A 14,687-nucleotide genomic window follows, 5' to 3' on the forward strand; every position below is an offset into this window, starting at 1 on the left:
AAAGACATTATCCAGATGCTTTGAAAAGCAGGTCTCTCCAGACCTGCTTTTTTTGTTTTCAGGTCTTTTCTGATCGAAATGTCCAGATTTCGGCAACAAAAAAGCCCGGTTAAACCGGGCTTTTTCAAACGATCTGTTCGCAAGGGATCAGAGGCCGAGGCCGCCGAATCGCTTGTTAAACTTGGAAACGCGACCACCGCGGTCCATAAGCTGCTGGTTGCCGCCCGTCCATGCCGGATGGGACTTGGGATCGATTTCAAGGTTCATGACGGCGCCTTCCGAACCCCAGGTAGAGCGGGTTTCGTATTCGGTGCCATCGGTCATGACCACCTTGATCGTGTGATAATCGGGATGGATATCAGCCTTCATGACAATCTTCCTGGTTAAGTGACGTGCGGTCCATTTGCCGCAATTGCGTCAACTGAGCCAATTCAATAAATGAAGCCATAGTCCAGATGGGCTATGGCTTCCCAATTTGATGCGGAGCCTATACATGAAGGTCGCCGAGATAACAAGAGCCTGCTATCCCCTTGTGAAGGGAGATGGCCGCAGGGACAGGATTTTTAACCCCGGAGGGAAAAACCCGTCCAATATGACGCTCGAAAGGCGTAATGAGGAGCACACAGCGTGGCAGACAATGAAGCGCAGAAAGCGGCAAAACAAAGAAGCCTGAAGCCGCTTCTCAGCCTCTTTCCCTATCTCAGGCGGTATCGCGGGCTTGTGGCTGCAGCGCTTTTTGCGCTTGTGCTGTCCTCCGCGACGACCCTGGCCCTGCCGCTCGCCGTACGACGAATTATCGATCACGGTTTCCAGACACCCGATGGCGGCATGATCAACAGCTATTTCGCCATGCTCCTGGCAATCGCCGTCATCCTCGCGCTCGCCAGCGCCATGCGCTACTACTACGTCATGACGATTGGTGAGAGGGTCGTTGCCGATCTTCGTCATGATGTCTTTGCGCATCTCACGACCCTCTCGCAGCAGTTCTTCGATGCCAACAGGTCCGGTGAGCTGACGTCGCGGTTGACGGCAGACACGGTGCAGATTCGATCGGCGTTCGGCTCGTCGGCATCCGTTGCCCTTCGCAACATCATCATGTGCTGTGGTGCTGTGGTGATGATGATCTATACCAGCCCCGGCCTCTCCGGGCTTGCGCTCCTTGCCATCCCCTTCATTGTTTTTCCGCTGATCGCCTTCGGACGATCGGTCCGCGCCCGCTCGCGCACGACGCAGGATACGTTGGCGAATTCCGCCGCCTATGCGTCCGAAACGATTGCAGCAAGCCGGACCGTGCAATCCTTCAACGCCGAGGCACTGGCAAATGCCCGTTACGGCGCCTCCGTGGAAGCCGCCTACAAGGGCGCTCGCGCTGCGATCGGCGCGCGTTCGATTCTCACCGCGGTCGCCATTACACTCGTCTTTGGCAGCGTGGTTGGTATTCTCTGGTACGGCGCGCAGAGCGTCCTCTCAGGAAGCATGACCGCGGGCACCCTCGGGCAGTTCGTCCTTTATTCGGTTATCGCCGCCAGCGGTCTTGGTCAGCTGTCAGAGGTCTGGGGGGAACTGGCACAGGCGGGAGGTGCAGCCGAACGCCTTTCCGAACTGCTGACTGAGCGCTCGCCAGTCGCCGAGCCTGCGGCACCCCTCACCATGCCGCAGCCGCCACGCGGGGAGGCACAATTCGAAAATGTCGATTTCAGCTATCCGCTCGCAACCGGACGGGCAATCGTCTCCGGCCTTTCCTTCAAGGTCAGCACCGGCGAAACCGTTGCGATCGTCGGGCCATCAGGTGCAGGCAAAAGCACCGTCTTTTCCCTATTGATGCGCTTCTACGATCCGCAGCACGGTCGTATCACCGTTGATGGCATCGACATCCGTGATGTCACCCTTGCCGATCTGCGCGCGCGTCTTTCAATCGTGCCCCAGGATGTGGCGATATTCGCCTCATCCATCCACGACAATATCGCCTTTGGAAAACCTGACGCAACCCGTGAGGAAGTACGGGCCGCCGCGATTGCCGCGCAGGCCGACAGCTTCATCGAACGCATGACCGACGGATATGATACCCAGGTCGGCGAACGTGGCGTGACCCTTTCCGGCGGCCAGCGCCAGCGTATCGCCATAGCCCGCGCCATCCTGCGCAATGCGCCGATCCTGCTTCTGGACGAGGCCACCTCGGCACTCGATGCAGAAAGCGAAACGCTGGTACAGAAGGCGCTTGACGAGCTGATGAAGACCCGCACCACCATCGTCATCGCCCATCGCCTCGCCACCGTGCTGAAGGCCGACCGCATTCTGGTGATGGACGAAGGCCGTATCATTGAGGAAGGCACGCATCAGAGCCTCATTCGCCAGAACGGCCTTTATGCGCGGCTTGCCAGGCTGCAATTCCAGACCGGGCCTGAGGATCTGCGCGCGCAGGCGTAACCTCAACACATGACGCTGCGCCCCGCAACGCGGCCCGAAAACAGGCAGCCGCCAAGGAATGTGCCTTCCAGCGCATTGTAGCCATGCATGCCGCCGCCGCCGAAACCTGCCGCTTCGCCGGCAGCATAGAGACCCGGTACCGGCTGGCCCGCAACATCCAGCACCCGCGCTTCGAGGTCGGTGTGCAGTCCACCAAGCGTCTTGCGCGTCAGCACATGCAGTCGCACGGCAATCAGCGGGCCCATTGCCGGGTCGAGCAGCCGGTGCGGCTTGGCCGTTCGCATCAGGCGGTCACCGAGGTAACGTCGGGCACCATGGATCGCCGTCACCTGCGCATCCTTGCCGAAGCCGTTTTCGATCTCCCGGTCACGGGCTTCAATCTGTCGGCGGATGTGATCAGTGTCGAGCCTATTGCCGCCGATGGCATTCATTCCCGCCACCAGCTCTTCCAGCGTTTCGCGAACGACAAAGTCTTCGCCCCGCTCCATGAACGCCCGCACCGGCCCCGGCGGCTCCTTGCCAAGCCGTTTCAGCAGCAGCCGCACATCCTTGCCCGTTAGATCGGGATTTTGCTCGGAGCCTGAGAGCGCGAATTCCTTCTTGATGATCGCCTTGGTCAAAATGAACCAGCTGTGGCTGCTGCCACGGTGTCCCAGCATCTTCAGCGTGCCAAGCGTATCGAAGCCCGGCATGGCGGGAGCATCAAGCCGGTTGCCATCCGCATCGCACCAGAAGGATGATGGGCCGGGGAGAATTCGGATGCCGTGGTTCGGCCAGATCGGATCATGATTTTTCACCCCCTCGGTATAGTGCCACATGCGATCCCGATTGATGACGGCGCCGCCCGCGAGCTCGGTGATACCGATCATGCGGCCATCCACATGTGCAGGCACACCGCACACCATCTCTTCGGGTGGACTGCCAAGCCGCTCGACCGGCCAATTGCGCCGTACCAGTTCCTGATTGCCGCCGATGCCACCAGAACTGACGATGACTGCAGCGGCAGAAAGGCGGAAATCTCCCTCGGCATTGCGGCTGCTTTTTTGGCCACGAAGAACCGGATCAGCGACAAGCACGACCCCGGAAACGCCCGTTATGCGGCCATCCGTCAATTCCAGACGATCAACCTGATGGCGAAAGCGAATACTCAATCGACCGCTCGCCGCCATTGTCCTCGCTTTCTTCACGAAGGGTGCCAGGACACCGGGACCGGTGCCCCACGTGACATGAAAACGCGGCACGGAATTGCCGTGACCATCCGCCAGAGAACCGCCGCGCTCGGCCCAACCCACAATGGGAAACCAGCGCATGCCCATGCGATGCAGCCACGCGCGTTTTTCACCGGCGGCGAAATCAAGATAGGCCTCCGCCCAACGTTGCGGCCAATGATCCTCAGGGCGATCAAAACCGGCCGACCCAAACCAGTCCTGCCGCGCAAGATCGAGGCTGTCGCGAACGCGCATCCGCCGCTGCTCCGGACTATCAACGAAGAACAAACCGCCGAGCGACCAAAAGGCCTGCCCCCCAAGGTTCTGCTCGCCCTCCTGATCCAACACGCAAACGCGGAAACCACGCTCAGCCGCCTCGGTTGCCGCCACCAGCCCGGATAGCCCCGCCCCAACAACGATCACATCGTAACGTTCCATCAGCCCCTCCCAGATATGACGGAATTACTTTTACGCGAACGTAAGTTCAGTTTCGCCGGAAGGCAATCGCCATGGCGGAATCGCGATTCAGCGCTCAGTCAGCTTGAGTTCGATCCGGCGGTTCTGCTGACGTGCTTCAGGCGAATCACCTTCCGCGATCGGCTGATTTTCGCCAAAGCCGGCAGCAACCAGCCGGTTCGCCGGAACACCCCTGGAGATCAGGAATTTTACGACCGATGTCGCACGCGCGGAGGAAAGCTCCCAATTGTCCCGGTAACGGCCTGATCCAGACAGCTGAACATTATCCGTATGGCCATCGACGCGCAGAACCCAGTTGATCTCGGCCGGAATTTCCTTGGAGAGGTCGAGCAGCGCCGTGGCGAGCTTAGCCATCTCCGCCTGCCCTTCCGGATTGAGTTCATTCCCCCCCGAGGGAAAGAGAACTTCCGACTGGAAGACGAATCGGTCGCCGACAATGCGAATGTTTTCGCGATCCGACAGGATTTCACGCAGACGCCCGAAGAAGTCAGAGCGATAACGGTTCAGTTCCTGCACGCGCTGGGCAAGAGCCACGTTCAGGCGTCGGCCGAGATCGGCGATCTTGACTTGAGACGACGCATCCTTGGCCTCCGACGCCTGCAACGCCGCTTCGACCGAGGCGATCTGCGCTCTCAGTGCCGCGATCTGCTGGTTCAGCAATTCAATCTGTGCCGAGGCGCGGGAATTGGCCTGCCGCTGTTCGTCCAGCTCGCCTGTCAGACTGCCAATGCGGGCGTTGGCGCTCGCATTGCTGCCAGAGCCGGCATCGAGCAACGCCTGGAGGCGCGAACGCTCATTTTCGGACGCTGCGAGCGTGGACTGCAGGCTCGCCAGCGCATCCTCGACATCTTGCTTGTTACCTTTTTCCATCGCCAGAAGTTCGGTCAACTCGGCAATCTGGCTGTTGAGGCGGGTCAACACCTCGTCCTTGCCGGTAATTTCACGCGACAACACGAACTGCGCCAGCACAAAGACTGTCAGCAAAAACATGATGGCCATCAGCAGCGTCGAGAGCGCATCGACGAAACCCGGCCAGTAATCTACGCCCCTCTCGCGGCGGCGGTTGCGCGCGAGCGCCATGGCTACTCGCTCCCGTTATCGTGCCGGGTGCGTCCGGGGGGGTTTGACTCGCCATCGATCCGCGCCGACAGCCTGTCGAGCGTGCGGCGGAGCGATTTCGATTCCTCTTGCTGTGCCTCGATCCAGTCACGCAACATCTGCTGTTCGCTACGCATGTTCTTCACAAGACCCTGGATACCTTCGGCAAGGCTGGTCATGGCCGCCAGCGAACGCTCGGTGCTGACAACCGCGCCGGGTTCACCCTTGAACTCCCTCGGGCCTTCAGCGGAGGTATCTGTTACTGACGAGAGCCAATTTTCGAGTTGCGTGTAGAATCGGTTCTGAGCCCGGCCCGCCTGAAGATCAAGGAAACCGAGAATGAGCGAGCCGGAAAGGCCCAGCAGCGATGAGGAAAATGCGGTTCCCATGCCGGACAGGGGCGCGGTGAGACCAGCCTTGAGGGAGCCGAGAATATCATTGCTGTCACCCGCGCTCGGGTCGAGTGACTGAATGACGTTGCTGATGGCGCCGATTGTCCCGATCAGCCCCCAGAAGGTGCCGAGCAGACCCAGAAATACCAGGAGGCCGACAAGGTAGCGCGAGGTGTCGCGTGATTCATCGAGTCGCGTCGCAATGGAATCAAGGATCGTCCGCTGCGTGACTGTGGAAAGCCGGGTTTCTCCGCGCTTGCCGATCAGCGTGCTCATTGGCGCCAGCAGTTTCGGCGCGCGGCCCACCTTGTCGACACTACCGGCGGCGCGGAAGGCGTTGAACCAGCTGACTTCGGAGCGCAGGCTCATCGTCTGGGTAAAAACCAAGATGATGCCGATGACAAGCACGCCAAGAATGAAGCCGTTAAGACCGGGATTGGTCATGAAGGCCGTGTGTGCCTGCCTGTAAAGAATGGCCGCCAGAAAGCCTACAAGGACCAGAAACAGAACCATCGTCCAGAGAAACGGCGTGGGACTGGACAGCTTGTGGCTATATTCCTGTGTGGTCACCGGTTTCTCGACACCAAGATCGAGCCGCTCCGAATCCGCCATAACGTTCGCATTCCCTATGGTCACCTATCCAGCGGAAAGCTATTTGAAAATTGCGACGATTTGAAGCGAAAAGCCCGTCTTTCGTCACAGGCATTTCATGAAAAAAAGCCGGGCGCGGGTAACGCGAACCAAAAACGCCCGGCGATGGCCCGCCGGGCGTCCCAAACCTGAAGAAATCAAGGAGTTTCCGTTAAAATCAATCAACGGCCGGGAATGGGCCGATTTGCGACTTCAACGAGCGCCTTGTGGATATATTCATTACCGGCAGCCACAGTCCCGCTTCCGAAGATATCAGAGCCGCCCTTGATGTCGGAGGCAAAGCCGCCGGCTTCGCGAATCAGCACCAGACCGGCAGCCATGTCCCATGGCGAGAGGTCGGCCTCCCAGTAACCGTCGAGACGGCCTGCTGCGACATAGGCGAGATCGAGCGACGCAGCACCCATACGGCGGATGCCGGCAGCCTCGCCCATGACATGGCGAAGTTCCACCAGGAACTTGCCGTGGTTACCGCGACCGAGATGCGGCACGCCACAGCCGATGACGCAATCCGTCAGGGCCTTGCGCGCGGCAACGCGGATGCGGCGATCATTAAGGAATGCGCCACCGCCACGCTCGGCAGTGTAGAGTTCATCGGTCGCCGGGTTGAAGATCACGCCAGCGACAATCTCGCCGTTACGCTCCAGCGCGATGGAAACTGCGAAATGCGGAATGCCGTGCAGGAAATTAGTGGTGCCATCAAGCGGATCGACGATCCAGCGATGCGCGCCGTCTGTGCCCTTTTCCTCGCCGCCTTCCTCACCCAGGAAGTCATAGGTCGGGCGAGCCTTCATCAGCTCTTCGCGCACGATCTTTTCAGCTTTGAGGTCTGCCTGGGAGACGAAATCGCTCGGTCCCTTGACCGAAACCTGAAGGTTCTGCACTTCACCGAAGTCACGCGACAAAGACTTACCCGCCTTGATGGCGGCCTGAACCATGACATTGAGAAGGGCTGAACGGGCCATCGATGTTGTTTCCTGGAAAGCTTGCGAACCGACCGGAAGCTCGCCGGGCCGGCACGTCATTATTTTCTTGAATTGAAAGTTTGCGGTTCAAGACCACAAAACGCGCGGAAATTCAAGGTAAAAAGCCCGAACGCTGTGTCGCAACGGCAGCATCAGCTCGGGCGGAAACGATTTGCCGCCTCAATCGCCTTTTTCTGCTGCTCGTCGGTGATGCCGAGATAGAAGTCTTCCAGCTTCGGATCCTTCAGGCCCGCACGGCGGGAAAGCACGTACCATTTGGCAGCCTCGATGGGGTCCGGCCGAGTGCCAAGCGCCTGTACGTAAAGATGCGCGACCTTATTTTGCGCCACGATATTGCCGCGCTGCGCCGCGCCATAAAGCCAGCGGAAGCCCTCATCCAGATTGCGTTCACCGCCGAAACCATTGACCAGCCAGATGCCGAGATCGACCTGAGCGGTGTCATATCCAGCCTTTGCCGCGCGCATCAGCCAGTCGCGTGCCTTGGCTTTCTTATCCGCAGGCACGTCTTTCACTGACCAGTAGATCTGCGATACCGCATATTGAGCGTCTGCGATCCCCTGCTCGGCGGATTTTTCATAAAACGGCAAGGCCATCAGCAGACCCTTGGCGCCCGGATTTTCCGAAACCAGAATCTGGCCCCAGTTGAACTGGGCAGAGGCGTTGCCGGCTTCCGCCGCCCGCCGCATGTAATCGTCAGCCTTTGCCTTGTCGCGCGTGACGAACTTGCCCTCCATCAGGATCAGCGCAAATTTGAACATGGCAACGGGATCGCCGCCCTCTGCCGCCTGCTGGTACCAGAAGGCAGCGGTTTTCTCGTCGCGCGCGATGCCAAGGCCGCGCGACATCATTTCGGCAACCAGTGTCTGGGCGGCTGCGTCGCCACTCTGCGCGCGGGTCAGCGCCTTGTCGAGCGCCTGAACATATTCGCCACGCTGAAAATGGCCATAGGCCTCATCCACCCGGCCCTTGAATTCCTTCTCTGGCGGCAGTGCCGGTAACTCAGCGCCCATCCGCTGATAGACATTCACACCCGCGGAGGGCTGCAGGTCCTTCTGTTCTTCGGATTGCACCCGGCCCTGCCGGGTCGGCTGCGCCTCATTTTCCAGCTGGCGGGAAAGCGCGTTGCTTTCGCTCTGAGGCCCGGACTGGGCAAACACGCCACCCGCCGGCCCGCCGAAAGCGAGCGCCAGCAGCGAAACGGAAAGGCAGCGTGGAAGCGAGCGCATGATCATGGCCTGTATCAACCGTCAAACCGTGGCGCTTTTTCGTCAAGCAGGGCGTTGATTTCGGAAACCGCCTGGGCCGCACCGTCGGCATTGTCAAAAACGGCGCTGCGCATCGCCACAAACTCTACACCGGTTTCTGCCACGGCAACAGCCGTGGACAGATCGGTCCCGCCCATGACAATGGCAGGAATTTCGATCATCGACGCCCACCACTCGCCAAGCGCCAGATTTTTCGGGTGTGCCTCAGGCTTGATATCGCCCTCCAGCTTTCCGAAAAACACGTAGTCAGGGTTGGCTTCGCCCTGCTCAAGCGCTTTGTGACGATCATCCGCATTGCCGCCGCCGACGATCAACTTCGGCGTGAATTTTTCCACGGCCTCCGCAAGCGCCTCGCCATTGCCGATAACATGCAGCCCGTCCGCCTTCACCCGGCCGGCAACACGGCTATCGCCGGCGATAAGCGCTGCTGCACCGGCCTTCTGCACGACGGGCACGATCAGTTCGGCACGTTTCTGGAAAGCAGCGTCATCCAGACCATATTGCGGAATGATAACGGATGCGACGTCGCCGCCCCGCAACGCCTCCTCCACCGCGGTCGCCTGCTTTTGCGCATCGTCCATTTGCGGAACGATGAGGACAAGGCGGCAACGATCTTCAACTGGGGTCATCGGTTCGTCCATTTCAGACAGAAGACGCTTGCTGCGCAATCTGCACTCGTTTTCATATGACAAATCCGATAAACCGGACCGGCGAAAGGATCAACCGTCCATCCATGCTGACCGATTTTCATTTTTATCTCGTCGCCATTCCCGCAGTCGTCCTCGTCGGCCTTTCCAAAGGAGGTCTTGGCGGCGCATTGGCGCTCATGGGCGTGCCTTTGATGGCGCTTGCCGTTTCACCCGTGCAGGCAGCGGCAATCTTCCTGCCGATCCTGATCGTCATGGATCTCGTGGCGCTGTGGGCCTGGCGGCATCATAACCACCGGGAAACGCTGCTCATCATGCTCCCAGGCGCTATCGCCGGAATCGCGCTCGGCTGGGCGACGTCGAGCCTCGTATCCGCCGACGCCATGCGCCTCGTCGTCGCCTCGGTCACGATCCTGTTCGTGCTGCGGTATTTCCATGAGAGCTTCAAAAGCCGCAATGGCCAGGAAATTCCTGCCAAGCCGCAAAGACCTGCGGCTGCCACACTCTGGTCCTCTCTCTCCGGCTATGCCAGTTTCGTGGCCCATGCGGGGGGACCGCCCTTTCAGATTTACTTGCTGCCGCTGAAGCTCGACCCGAAGACCTATACCGGCATGAGCGTGCGCTTCTTCGCCATCATGAACGCAATCAAGCTCATTCCCTATTTTGCGCTCGGCGCACTTGATGCCACCAACCTCAAGACATCGGCGAGCCTGCTGCCGGTTGCGATGCTGGCGACGCTAGCCGGCGCACGGGTCGTCAAATATCTGAAACCGTCGGTCTTTTACCCGCTGATGTATTCCATGGCGCTGATTGCGGCGCTGAAGCTGTTATGGGACGGGCTGCCATTGTAAACCGCGCAATAAAAAGCCCTGGAAGCCGGTTGGGCCGCCAGGGCTTGAAGGCTCAGACCACCGACCCTTCGTTCATCGAGGATCGGTGGTCCGGCAAAATTAATGCCTTGTTGAGGCCTTGAGCCTCTGGAGTTCATCCTTCAGGCGCAGTTTTCGACGTTTAAGGTCCGCGATCTCTTTATCGTCAGACGACGGGGAAGCAAGAATACTTTCGAGCTCCTCCTCCAGAGCACCGTGTTTCTTTTCGAGCGATGCAATATGAGCCTGAATGGTCATGCGGCACGTCCTTCCTTTTTGAACCTACCTCCAGCTCTCCATCGCTGGAGTTTCAGGTTTACGACGGCAATGTGACACGGATCGCGCCGCTTGTCGAAGGCGAAATGAAGGCAATAAGTGGGCAATTTGGTCGCAAGGGATAACTTCCCGTTACCGCGATTTGATGATAGAGGCTCGTTTACGATCAGAGACACGCCGGAGCCGATCCGGCGGCATAAAATGGGGATGACGAGATGCCCGATCAGGACCAGGCGGACATCAGGCTCACGCTGGCGCGGCTGCGCCAGGAGCATGAGGATTACGACGCGGCGATCAACGCGATGATCCAGACCAGCTGCGATGCGCTGAGAATCCAGCGCATGAAGAAGAAAAAGCTGGCCGTCAAGGACAAGATGACCCAGCTTGAAGACCAGGTCATTCCCGATATCATCGCCTGAGCCGGAGAGATTACGTGACAGCAGAAACGCCCCCCGTCGCCATCATCATGGGCAGCCAGTCCGACTGGGAGACCATGAAGAACGCTGCCGACACGCTGGATGCGCTCGACATAGAATACGAAGCCCGTATCATTTCCGCCCACCGCACGCCCGACCGGCTTTATGACTTCGCCAATGGCGCGAAGGACGAAGGCTTCAAGGTCATCATCGCGGGTGCGGGCGGCGCCGCCCATCTGCCGGGCATGACCGCAGCCATGACCCCGCTGCCTGTCTTTGGTGTTCCGGTTCAGTCCAAGACCATGTCCGGTCAGGACAGCCTCTATTCCATCGTACAGATGCCCGCCGGCATCCCCGTAGGCACACTTGCCATCGGCAAAGCTGGCGCGATCAATTCCGCACTTCTTGCCGCAGCAGTGCTTGCGCTCAGCGATGAAGATCTGGCCGACCGGCTGGATGCCTGGCGCGCGCGCCAATCGGCCGCCGTCGCGGAATATCCCATGGACAGCGCCCAGTGACGACAGACGCCATGGCAAAGACCACCAATCTCACCATCGGCATCATCGGCGGCGGGCAACTTGGCCGCATGCTGGCGATGGCCGCCGCACGTCTCAACCACCGTACCATCGTGCTGGAGCCGCAGGCGGATTGTCCGGCAGCGCAAGTCTGCAACGATCAGATCGTTGCGGCATATGATGACGCGACGGCGCTTGCGGAACTCGCAAGCCGTTGCGATGTCGTCACTTACGAATTCGAAAATGTCCCGGTTACAGCGGCCGAAAAACTCAGCCTCTCCGTGCCGGTCCACCCGCCTGCAAAAGCGCTCAGCGCCTCGCAGGATCGGTTGACGGAGAAGCGCTTCCTCAACAACTGCGGCATTCCCACCGCCGAATTCCGCGCCGTGGATAGCCAGGAAGAACTGGAAGCAGCCTTGGCCGCCTTCGGTGGAAAAGGCGTGCTGAAGACTCGCCGCATGGGTTATGACGGCAAGGGGCAGCGTCTTTTCCGGGGCGGCGAAGACGCCGCAGGCGCCTTTGCGGCGCTCGGCGGCGTGCCGCTGATCCTGGAAAGCTTCGTAGCCTTCGAGCGGGAAATCTCTTTGATCGCCGCCCGTTTCCAGGACGGCACCGTCACCTGTTACGATCCGGCTGAGAACATCCATCTGAACGGCATCCTGCACACGTCGACCGTTCCGGCGGCACTGTCGGATGCCGCGAAGGCTCTCGCCGTTCAATCGGCGGAAAAGCTTCTTGCCGCGCTCGATTATGTGGGTGTCATCGGCATTGAGTTCTTTGTGCTGCCTGACGGTTCGCTGGTTGCCAATGAAATGGCGCCGCGCGTCCATAATACCGGCCACTGGACGGAGGCGGCCTGTGTGATCTCCCAGTTCGAGCAGCACATTCGTGCCGTGTCGGGCCTTCACCCCGGCAGCACGGAACGCCATTCCGACTGCATCATGACCAACCTGATCGGCGACGACATCAACGACGTGCCGACATGGCTGTCGAAAAAAGACTGTCTCGTGCATCTCTACGGCAAGACAGAAGCACGGCCAGGCCGCAAGATGGGCCATGTGACGCAGCTTCTGCACACAGGAAAAGCCTAGTCTTTTAAGGCAAAGACACGGGCAAGTGTTGACAGGCAGGGCTCAAACAGGTATCTGCCTGCCAACCGAAAAGAGCGCGCCCCGTTGCGCGCTTTTGATTGTTTGAATAGCACGGCCCAAACCGTGCAAAACTGCGGACCAGTAAAATGAAGATCAAGAATTCGCTTAAAGCGCTTAAGGCCCGTCATCGCGATAACCGCCTGGTTCGCCGCAAGGGCCGCGTCTACATCATCAACAAGCAGAACCCGCGCTTCAAGGCTCGTCAGGGCTGATTGACCGCGACTGCGGTTCGCGACGATGTCGTGGATCACTTTGTTGACAGTTCAGAAGTTTGCATTTGATATTGGGCGCAGCCGGGTTAAGCTTTAACCCATGCGCCCAAATCGTTTTTGCACCGCTGTTATTCTTGCTCAGGGCTTTCTGCTCTCAAGCCTTGCCTTTGCGGGAACGGCTGCTGTTGCCCATGCGGCAGACGGAAAACCAGCCACTACTGCCGAATCGGCGCCATCTCCGGCAAAGACCATCGACACGCTTTTCGCGTCGCTGAAAAAAGAACGAAATGCGGTCAAGGCGCGCAGCATCGCCAACCAGATCGCCGCCGAATGGAATGATTCTGGCAGCGCGACGATCAATCTCCTGATGCAATGGGCAGGTGAAGCTGCCGACGAAAACCGCAACGCCGCCGCTTACGATTTTCTCGACCAGGTTGTTTTGCTTGATCCCGACTATGTGCAGGCGCCCTATCGCCGCGCCATGGTTCATTTCGCCGATGGCGACACCCGCAAGGCGATGGCGGACATCAACCTGACGCTGGAAAAAGAGCCTCGCTACTTCCCTGCGCTCGCAAGCCTCGCCAATATTCTCGAAGCGTCAGGGCGAGACGAACTGGCGCTAAAAGCATGGGAACGGTATCTGGCGCTTTATCCCGCGGACAAGGACGCCCGCAAGGAAGCTGTCGACCTTTCAGAAAAGCTCGCGGGCACGCGCGGTTAATGTTCGCTGTTTTTATTTATGTGATTTAGCAGGGCCGTGTTTTGAAAGATCGGGACGAGTTCGAGGCAGCAAAGAGGCTATTAAACTCTATCGGAGACAAGCCGAGTTTCGACATTAGCGAATTTATCGACCGCATTTCGGTGACTGAGGATTGGGGGAAATTGGTCGTAGCCCATATCTACCTGGACCACATTATTACCGAAGTTTTGACCACGCACCTCAATCATCCGGAGGCTTACTTTAGTGGTCACAGATCATTTTCTGAAAAACTCAGCCTATGTCAGGCGATGGGCTATTTTCGCGATAGATTTGGAGACGTTCTAAAAGCCATAAATAAGTCGCGGAATAGATTTGCACACGAACTTGTATTCCACGTGTCTGACGAGGAGAAGCGCAACTTATTTCGCACCTTCACGACGGAGCGCCCGATATCTGAAGTCACAAAGCCCGATGGCTTTGGGGAGTTTTTGTTTACAGTCGTCATATTTGCGGAGATTTCACGTTCGGCAGAAGAGCGACAAGCCGAATTGTCAAAAGAGCGCGAGGCCGTAAGCAAAAAAATTCTGGAGCTCCTTATCGCCAACAAAGACATGTTGGGGAATGAAGTTTAGCTGTAGGGCGCAACAAGTACGCCCTACAAAAAAGGTGACAAGGCTCAATTATTCCATGCCGAGTGCAGCCATGTAGGTCTGCAGAATCGTCTCCTCCTCGATACGCTCATTCGCATCCTTTTTGCGCAAGCGGATAATTGTACGGATCGCCTTCGTGTCGTAGCCGCGACCTTTAGCCTCACCTATCACGTCCTTGATATCACCCTGGATGGCGGCTTTTTCTTCTTCCAGACGCTCAATGCGTTCAATAATCTGACGCAGTTCTGCGGCGGCGACGGTTTCGGTGGTGCTGGTTTCGTCCATCGTATATTCCTTTATTGGCGGCCCGCATGCGAGCGCTGTGTTCATTTCAACCAGACGAGGCCCTCGCCGGTCGCTGCCAGCCGGCAGCAAAATTCAGGCCTGTGAACTGCCCATTGTAAGGCGTTCCGTCAAGTCGTTTCCGTTAGCGAAGGCTTATTCCTTGGGCCGGTTCTGCTCGAAAGCGACTTTCTGGTCGCCGCTCGCTTCGCCCTGGTATTTGTCTTTCCAATCCTCGTAAGGCATGCCGTAGACGATTTCGCGGGATTGATCCTTGCTGAGCGGAACGCCAGCCTCCTCGGCGGCTTCACGGTACCAGTTGGAAAGACAGTTGCGGCAGAAGCCTGCGAGGTTCATCAGGTCGATGTTCTGTACGTCGTGGCGTTCACGGAGATGTTTGACGAGGCGTCGGAAGGCGGCCGCCTCGAACTCAATCTGCCCGTTTTCGTTTTCGGTCGTCATGGCGAA

The 14,687-nt window shown here is 58.6% G+C and carries 18 protein-coding genes; 8 read left to right on the plus strand and 10 right to left on the minus strand.

From position 1 onward, the window contains the following. Positions 1 to 147: 147 nt before the first annotated feature. A complete protein-coding gene (gene rpmE / locus FS804_RS11435; protein ID WP_003497640.1) occupies positions 148 to 369 on the minus strand; it encodes a 50S ribosomal protein L31 in 222 nt (73 codons plus the stop codon). Positions 370 to 627: 258 nt separating this feature from the next. Between rpmE and FS804_RS11440 the strand changes: the two genes are divergently transcribed. Next, a complete protein-coding gene (locus FS804_RS11440; protein ID WP_144576677.1) occupies positions 628 to 2,427 on the plus strand; it encodes an ABC transporter transmembrane domain-containing protein in 1,800 nt (599 codons plus the stop codon). 2 nt (positions 2,428 to 2,429) lie between these two features. Here the strand turns inward: FS804_RS11440 and FS804_RS11445 are convergent, their stop codons facing one another. The 6 genes from FS804_RS11445 to FS804_RS11470 form a co-directional block, all read right to left on the minus strand. Next, positions 2,430 to 4,073: an FAD-binding dehydrogenase gene (locus FS804_RS11445; RefSeq protein WP_144576678.1), complete on the minus strand. Its 1,644-nt coding sequence runs from the start codon at positions 4,071 to 4,073 to the stop codon at positions 2,430 to 2,432. An 87-nt stretch (positions 4,074 to 4,160) separates the two neighbouring features. After that, on the minus strand, positions 4,161 to 5,192 hold the full coding sequence (locus FS804_RS11450; protein ID WP_144576679.1) for a peptidoglycan -binding protein: 1,032 nt from the start codon (positions 5,190 to 5,192) through the stop codon (positions 4,161 to 4,163). Between the two features lie 2 nt (positions 5,193 to 5,194). Then, on the minus strand, positions 5,195 to 6,214 hold the full coding sequence (locus FS804_RS11455) for a flagellar motor protein MotA (RefSeq protein WP_144576680.1): 1,020 nt from the start codon (positions 6,212 to 6,214) through the stop codon (positions 5,195 to 5,197). A gap of 200 nt (positions 6,215 to 6,414) precedes the next feature. Next, positions 6,415 to 7,215: an inositol monophosphatase family protein gene (locus FS804_RS11460; RefSeq protein ID WP_063950519.1), complete on the minus strand. Its 801-nt coding sequence runs from the start codon at positions 7,213 to 7,215 to the stop codon at positions 6,415 to 6,417. A gap of 152 nt (positions 7,216 to 7,367) precedes the next feature. Beyond that, positions 7,368 to 8,468 (minus strand): tetratricopeptide repeat protein, encoded by a 1,101-nt coding sequence (locus FS804_RS11465; protein WP_186376770.1) that lies wholly within the window; start codon positions 8,466 to 8,468, stop codon positions 7,368 to 7,370. 8 nt (positions 8,469 to 8,476) lie between these two features. Further along, on the minus strand, positions 8,477 to 9,130 hold the full coding sequence (locus FS804_RS11470) for a thiamine phosphate synthase (protein WP_144576682.1): 654 nt from the start codon (positions 9,128 to 9,130) through the stop codon (positions 8,477 to 8,479). Positions 9,131 to 9,234: 104 nt separating this feature from the next. Between FS804_RS11470 and FS804_RS11475 the strand changes: the two genes are divergently transcribed. Next, on the plus strand, positions 9,235 to 9,999 hold the full coding sequence (locus FS804_RS11475) for a sulfite exporter TauE/SafE family protein (protein WP_144576683.1): 765 nt from the start codon (positions 9,235 to 9,237) through the stop codon (positions 9,997 to 9,999). A gap of 99 nt (positions 10,000 to 10,098) precedes the next feature. Here FS804_RS11475 and FS804_RS11480 read toward each other — a convergent pair whose 3' ends face one another. After that, positions 10,099 to 10,275 carry a YdcH family protein gene (locus FS804_RS11480; protein WP_006314700.1) on the minus strand — a complete coding sequence of 59 codons (177 nt, stop codon included), beginning with the start codon at positions 10,273 to 10,275 and terminating at the stop codon, positions 10,099 to 10,101. Between the two features lie 233 nt (positions 10,276 to 10,508). Between FS804_RS11480 and FS804_RS11485 the strand changes: the two genes are divergently transcribed. From FS804_RS11485 to FS804_RS11510, 6 genes are all read left to right on the plus strand, one after another. Further along, complete coding sequence (locus FS804_RS11485) at positions 10,509 to 10,712, plus strand: YdcH family protein (RefSeq protein WP_003497661.1); 204 nt, start codon at positions 10,509 to 10,511, stop codon at positions 10,710 to 10,712. Positions 10,713 to 10,759: 47 nt separating this feature from the next. Continuing rightward, on the plus strand, positions 10,760 to 11,227 hold the full coding sequence (purE, locus tag FS804_RS11490) for a 5-(carboxyamino)imidazole ribonucleotide mutase (RefSeq protein ID WP_186376786.1): 468 nt from the start codon (positions 10,760 to 10,762) through the stop codon (positions 11,225 to 11,227). Positions 11,228 to 11,238: 11 nt separating this feature from the next. Then, complete coding sequence (locus FS804_RS11495; protein WP_144576950.1) at positions 11,239 to 12,315, plus strand: 5-(carboxyamino)imidazole ribonucleotide synthase; 1,077 nt, start codon at positions 11,239 to 11,241, stop codon at positions 12,313 to 12,315. Positions 12,316 to 12,461: 146 nt separating this feature from the next. Beyond that, positions 12,462 to 12,587, plus strand: coding sequence for a type B 50S ribosomal protein L36 (gene ykgO / locus FS804_RS11500; protein ID WP_003497670.1), 126 nt, complete (start codon positions 12,462 to 12,464; stop codon positions 12,585 to 12,587). 100 nt (positions 12,588 to 12,687) lie between these two features. Then, positions 12,688 to 13,308, plus strand: a complete 621-nt coding sequence (locus tag FS804_RS11505) for a tetratricopeptide repeat protein (RefSeq protein WP_144576685.1) — start codon at positions 12,688 to 12,690, stop codon at positions 13,306 to 13,308. Between the two features lie 41 nt (positions 13,309 to 13,349). Next, the gene (locus FS804_RS11510; RefSeq protein ID WP_144576686.1) at positions 13,350 to 13,919 is read left to right on the plus strand and encodes a hypothetical protein; all 570 of its coding nucleotides are present in this window, start codon (positions 13,350 to 13,352) and stop codon (positions 13,917 to 13,919) included. Positions 13,920 to 13,967: 48 nt separating this feature from the next. Here FS804_RS11510 and FS804_RS11515 read toward each other — a convergent pair whose 3' ends face one another. Then, on the minus strand, positions 13,968 to 14,222 hold the full coding sequence (locus tag FS804_RS11515; RefSeq protein WP_035222733.1) for a DUF2312 domain-containing protein: 255 nt from the start codon (positions 14,220 to 14,222) through the stop codon (positions 13,968 to 13,970). Between the two features lie 153 nt (positions 14,223 to 14,375). Next, the gene (locus FS804_RS11520; RefSeq protein WP_063950354.1) at positions 14,376 to 14,681 is read right to left on the minus strand and encodes a DUF1244 domain-containing protein; all 306 of its coding nucleotides are present in this window, start codon (positions 14,679 to 14,681) and stop codon (positions 14,376 to 14,378) included. Between the last annotated feature and the right edge of the window lie 6 nt (positions 14,682 to 14,687).

This window comes from Agrobacterium sp. DE0009, from assembly GCF_007680755.1.
Classification (GTDB): Bacteria; Pseudomonadota; Alphaproteobacteria; order Rhizobiales; family Rhizobiaceae; genus Agrobacterium; species Agrobacterium tumefaciens_B.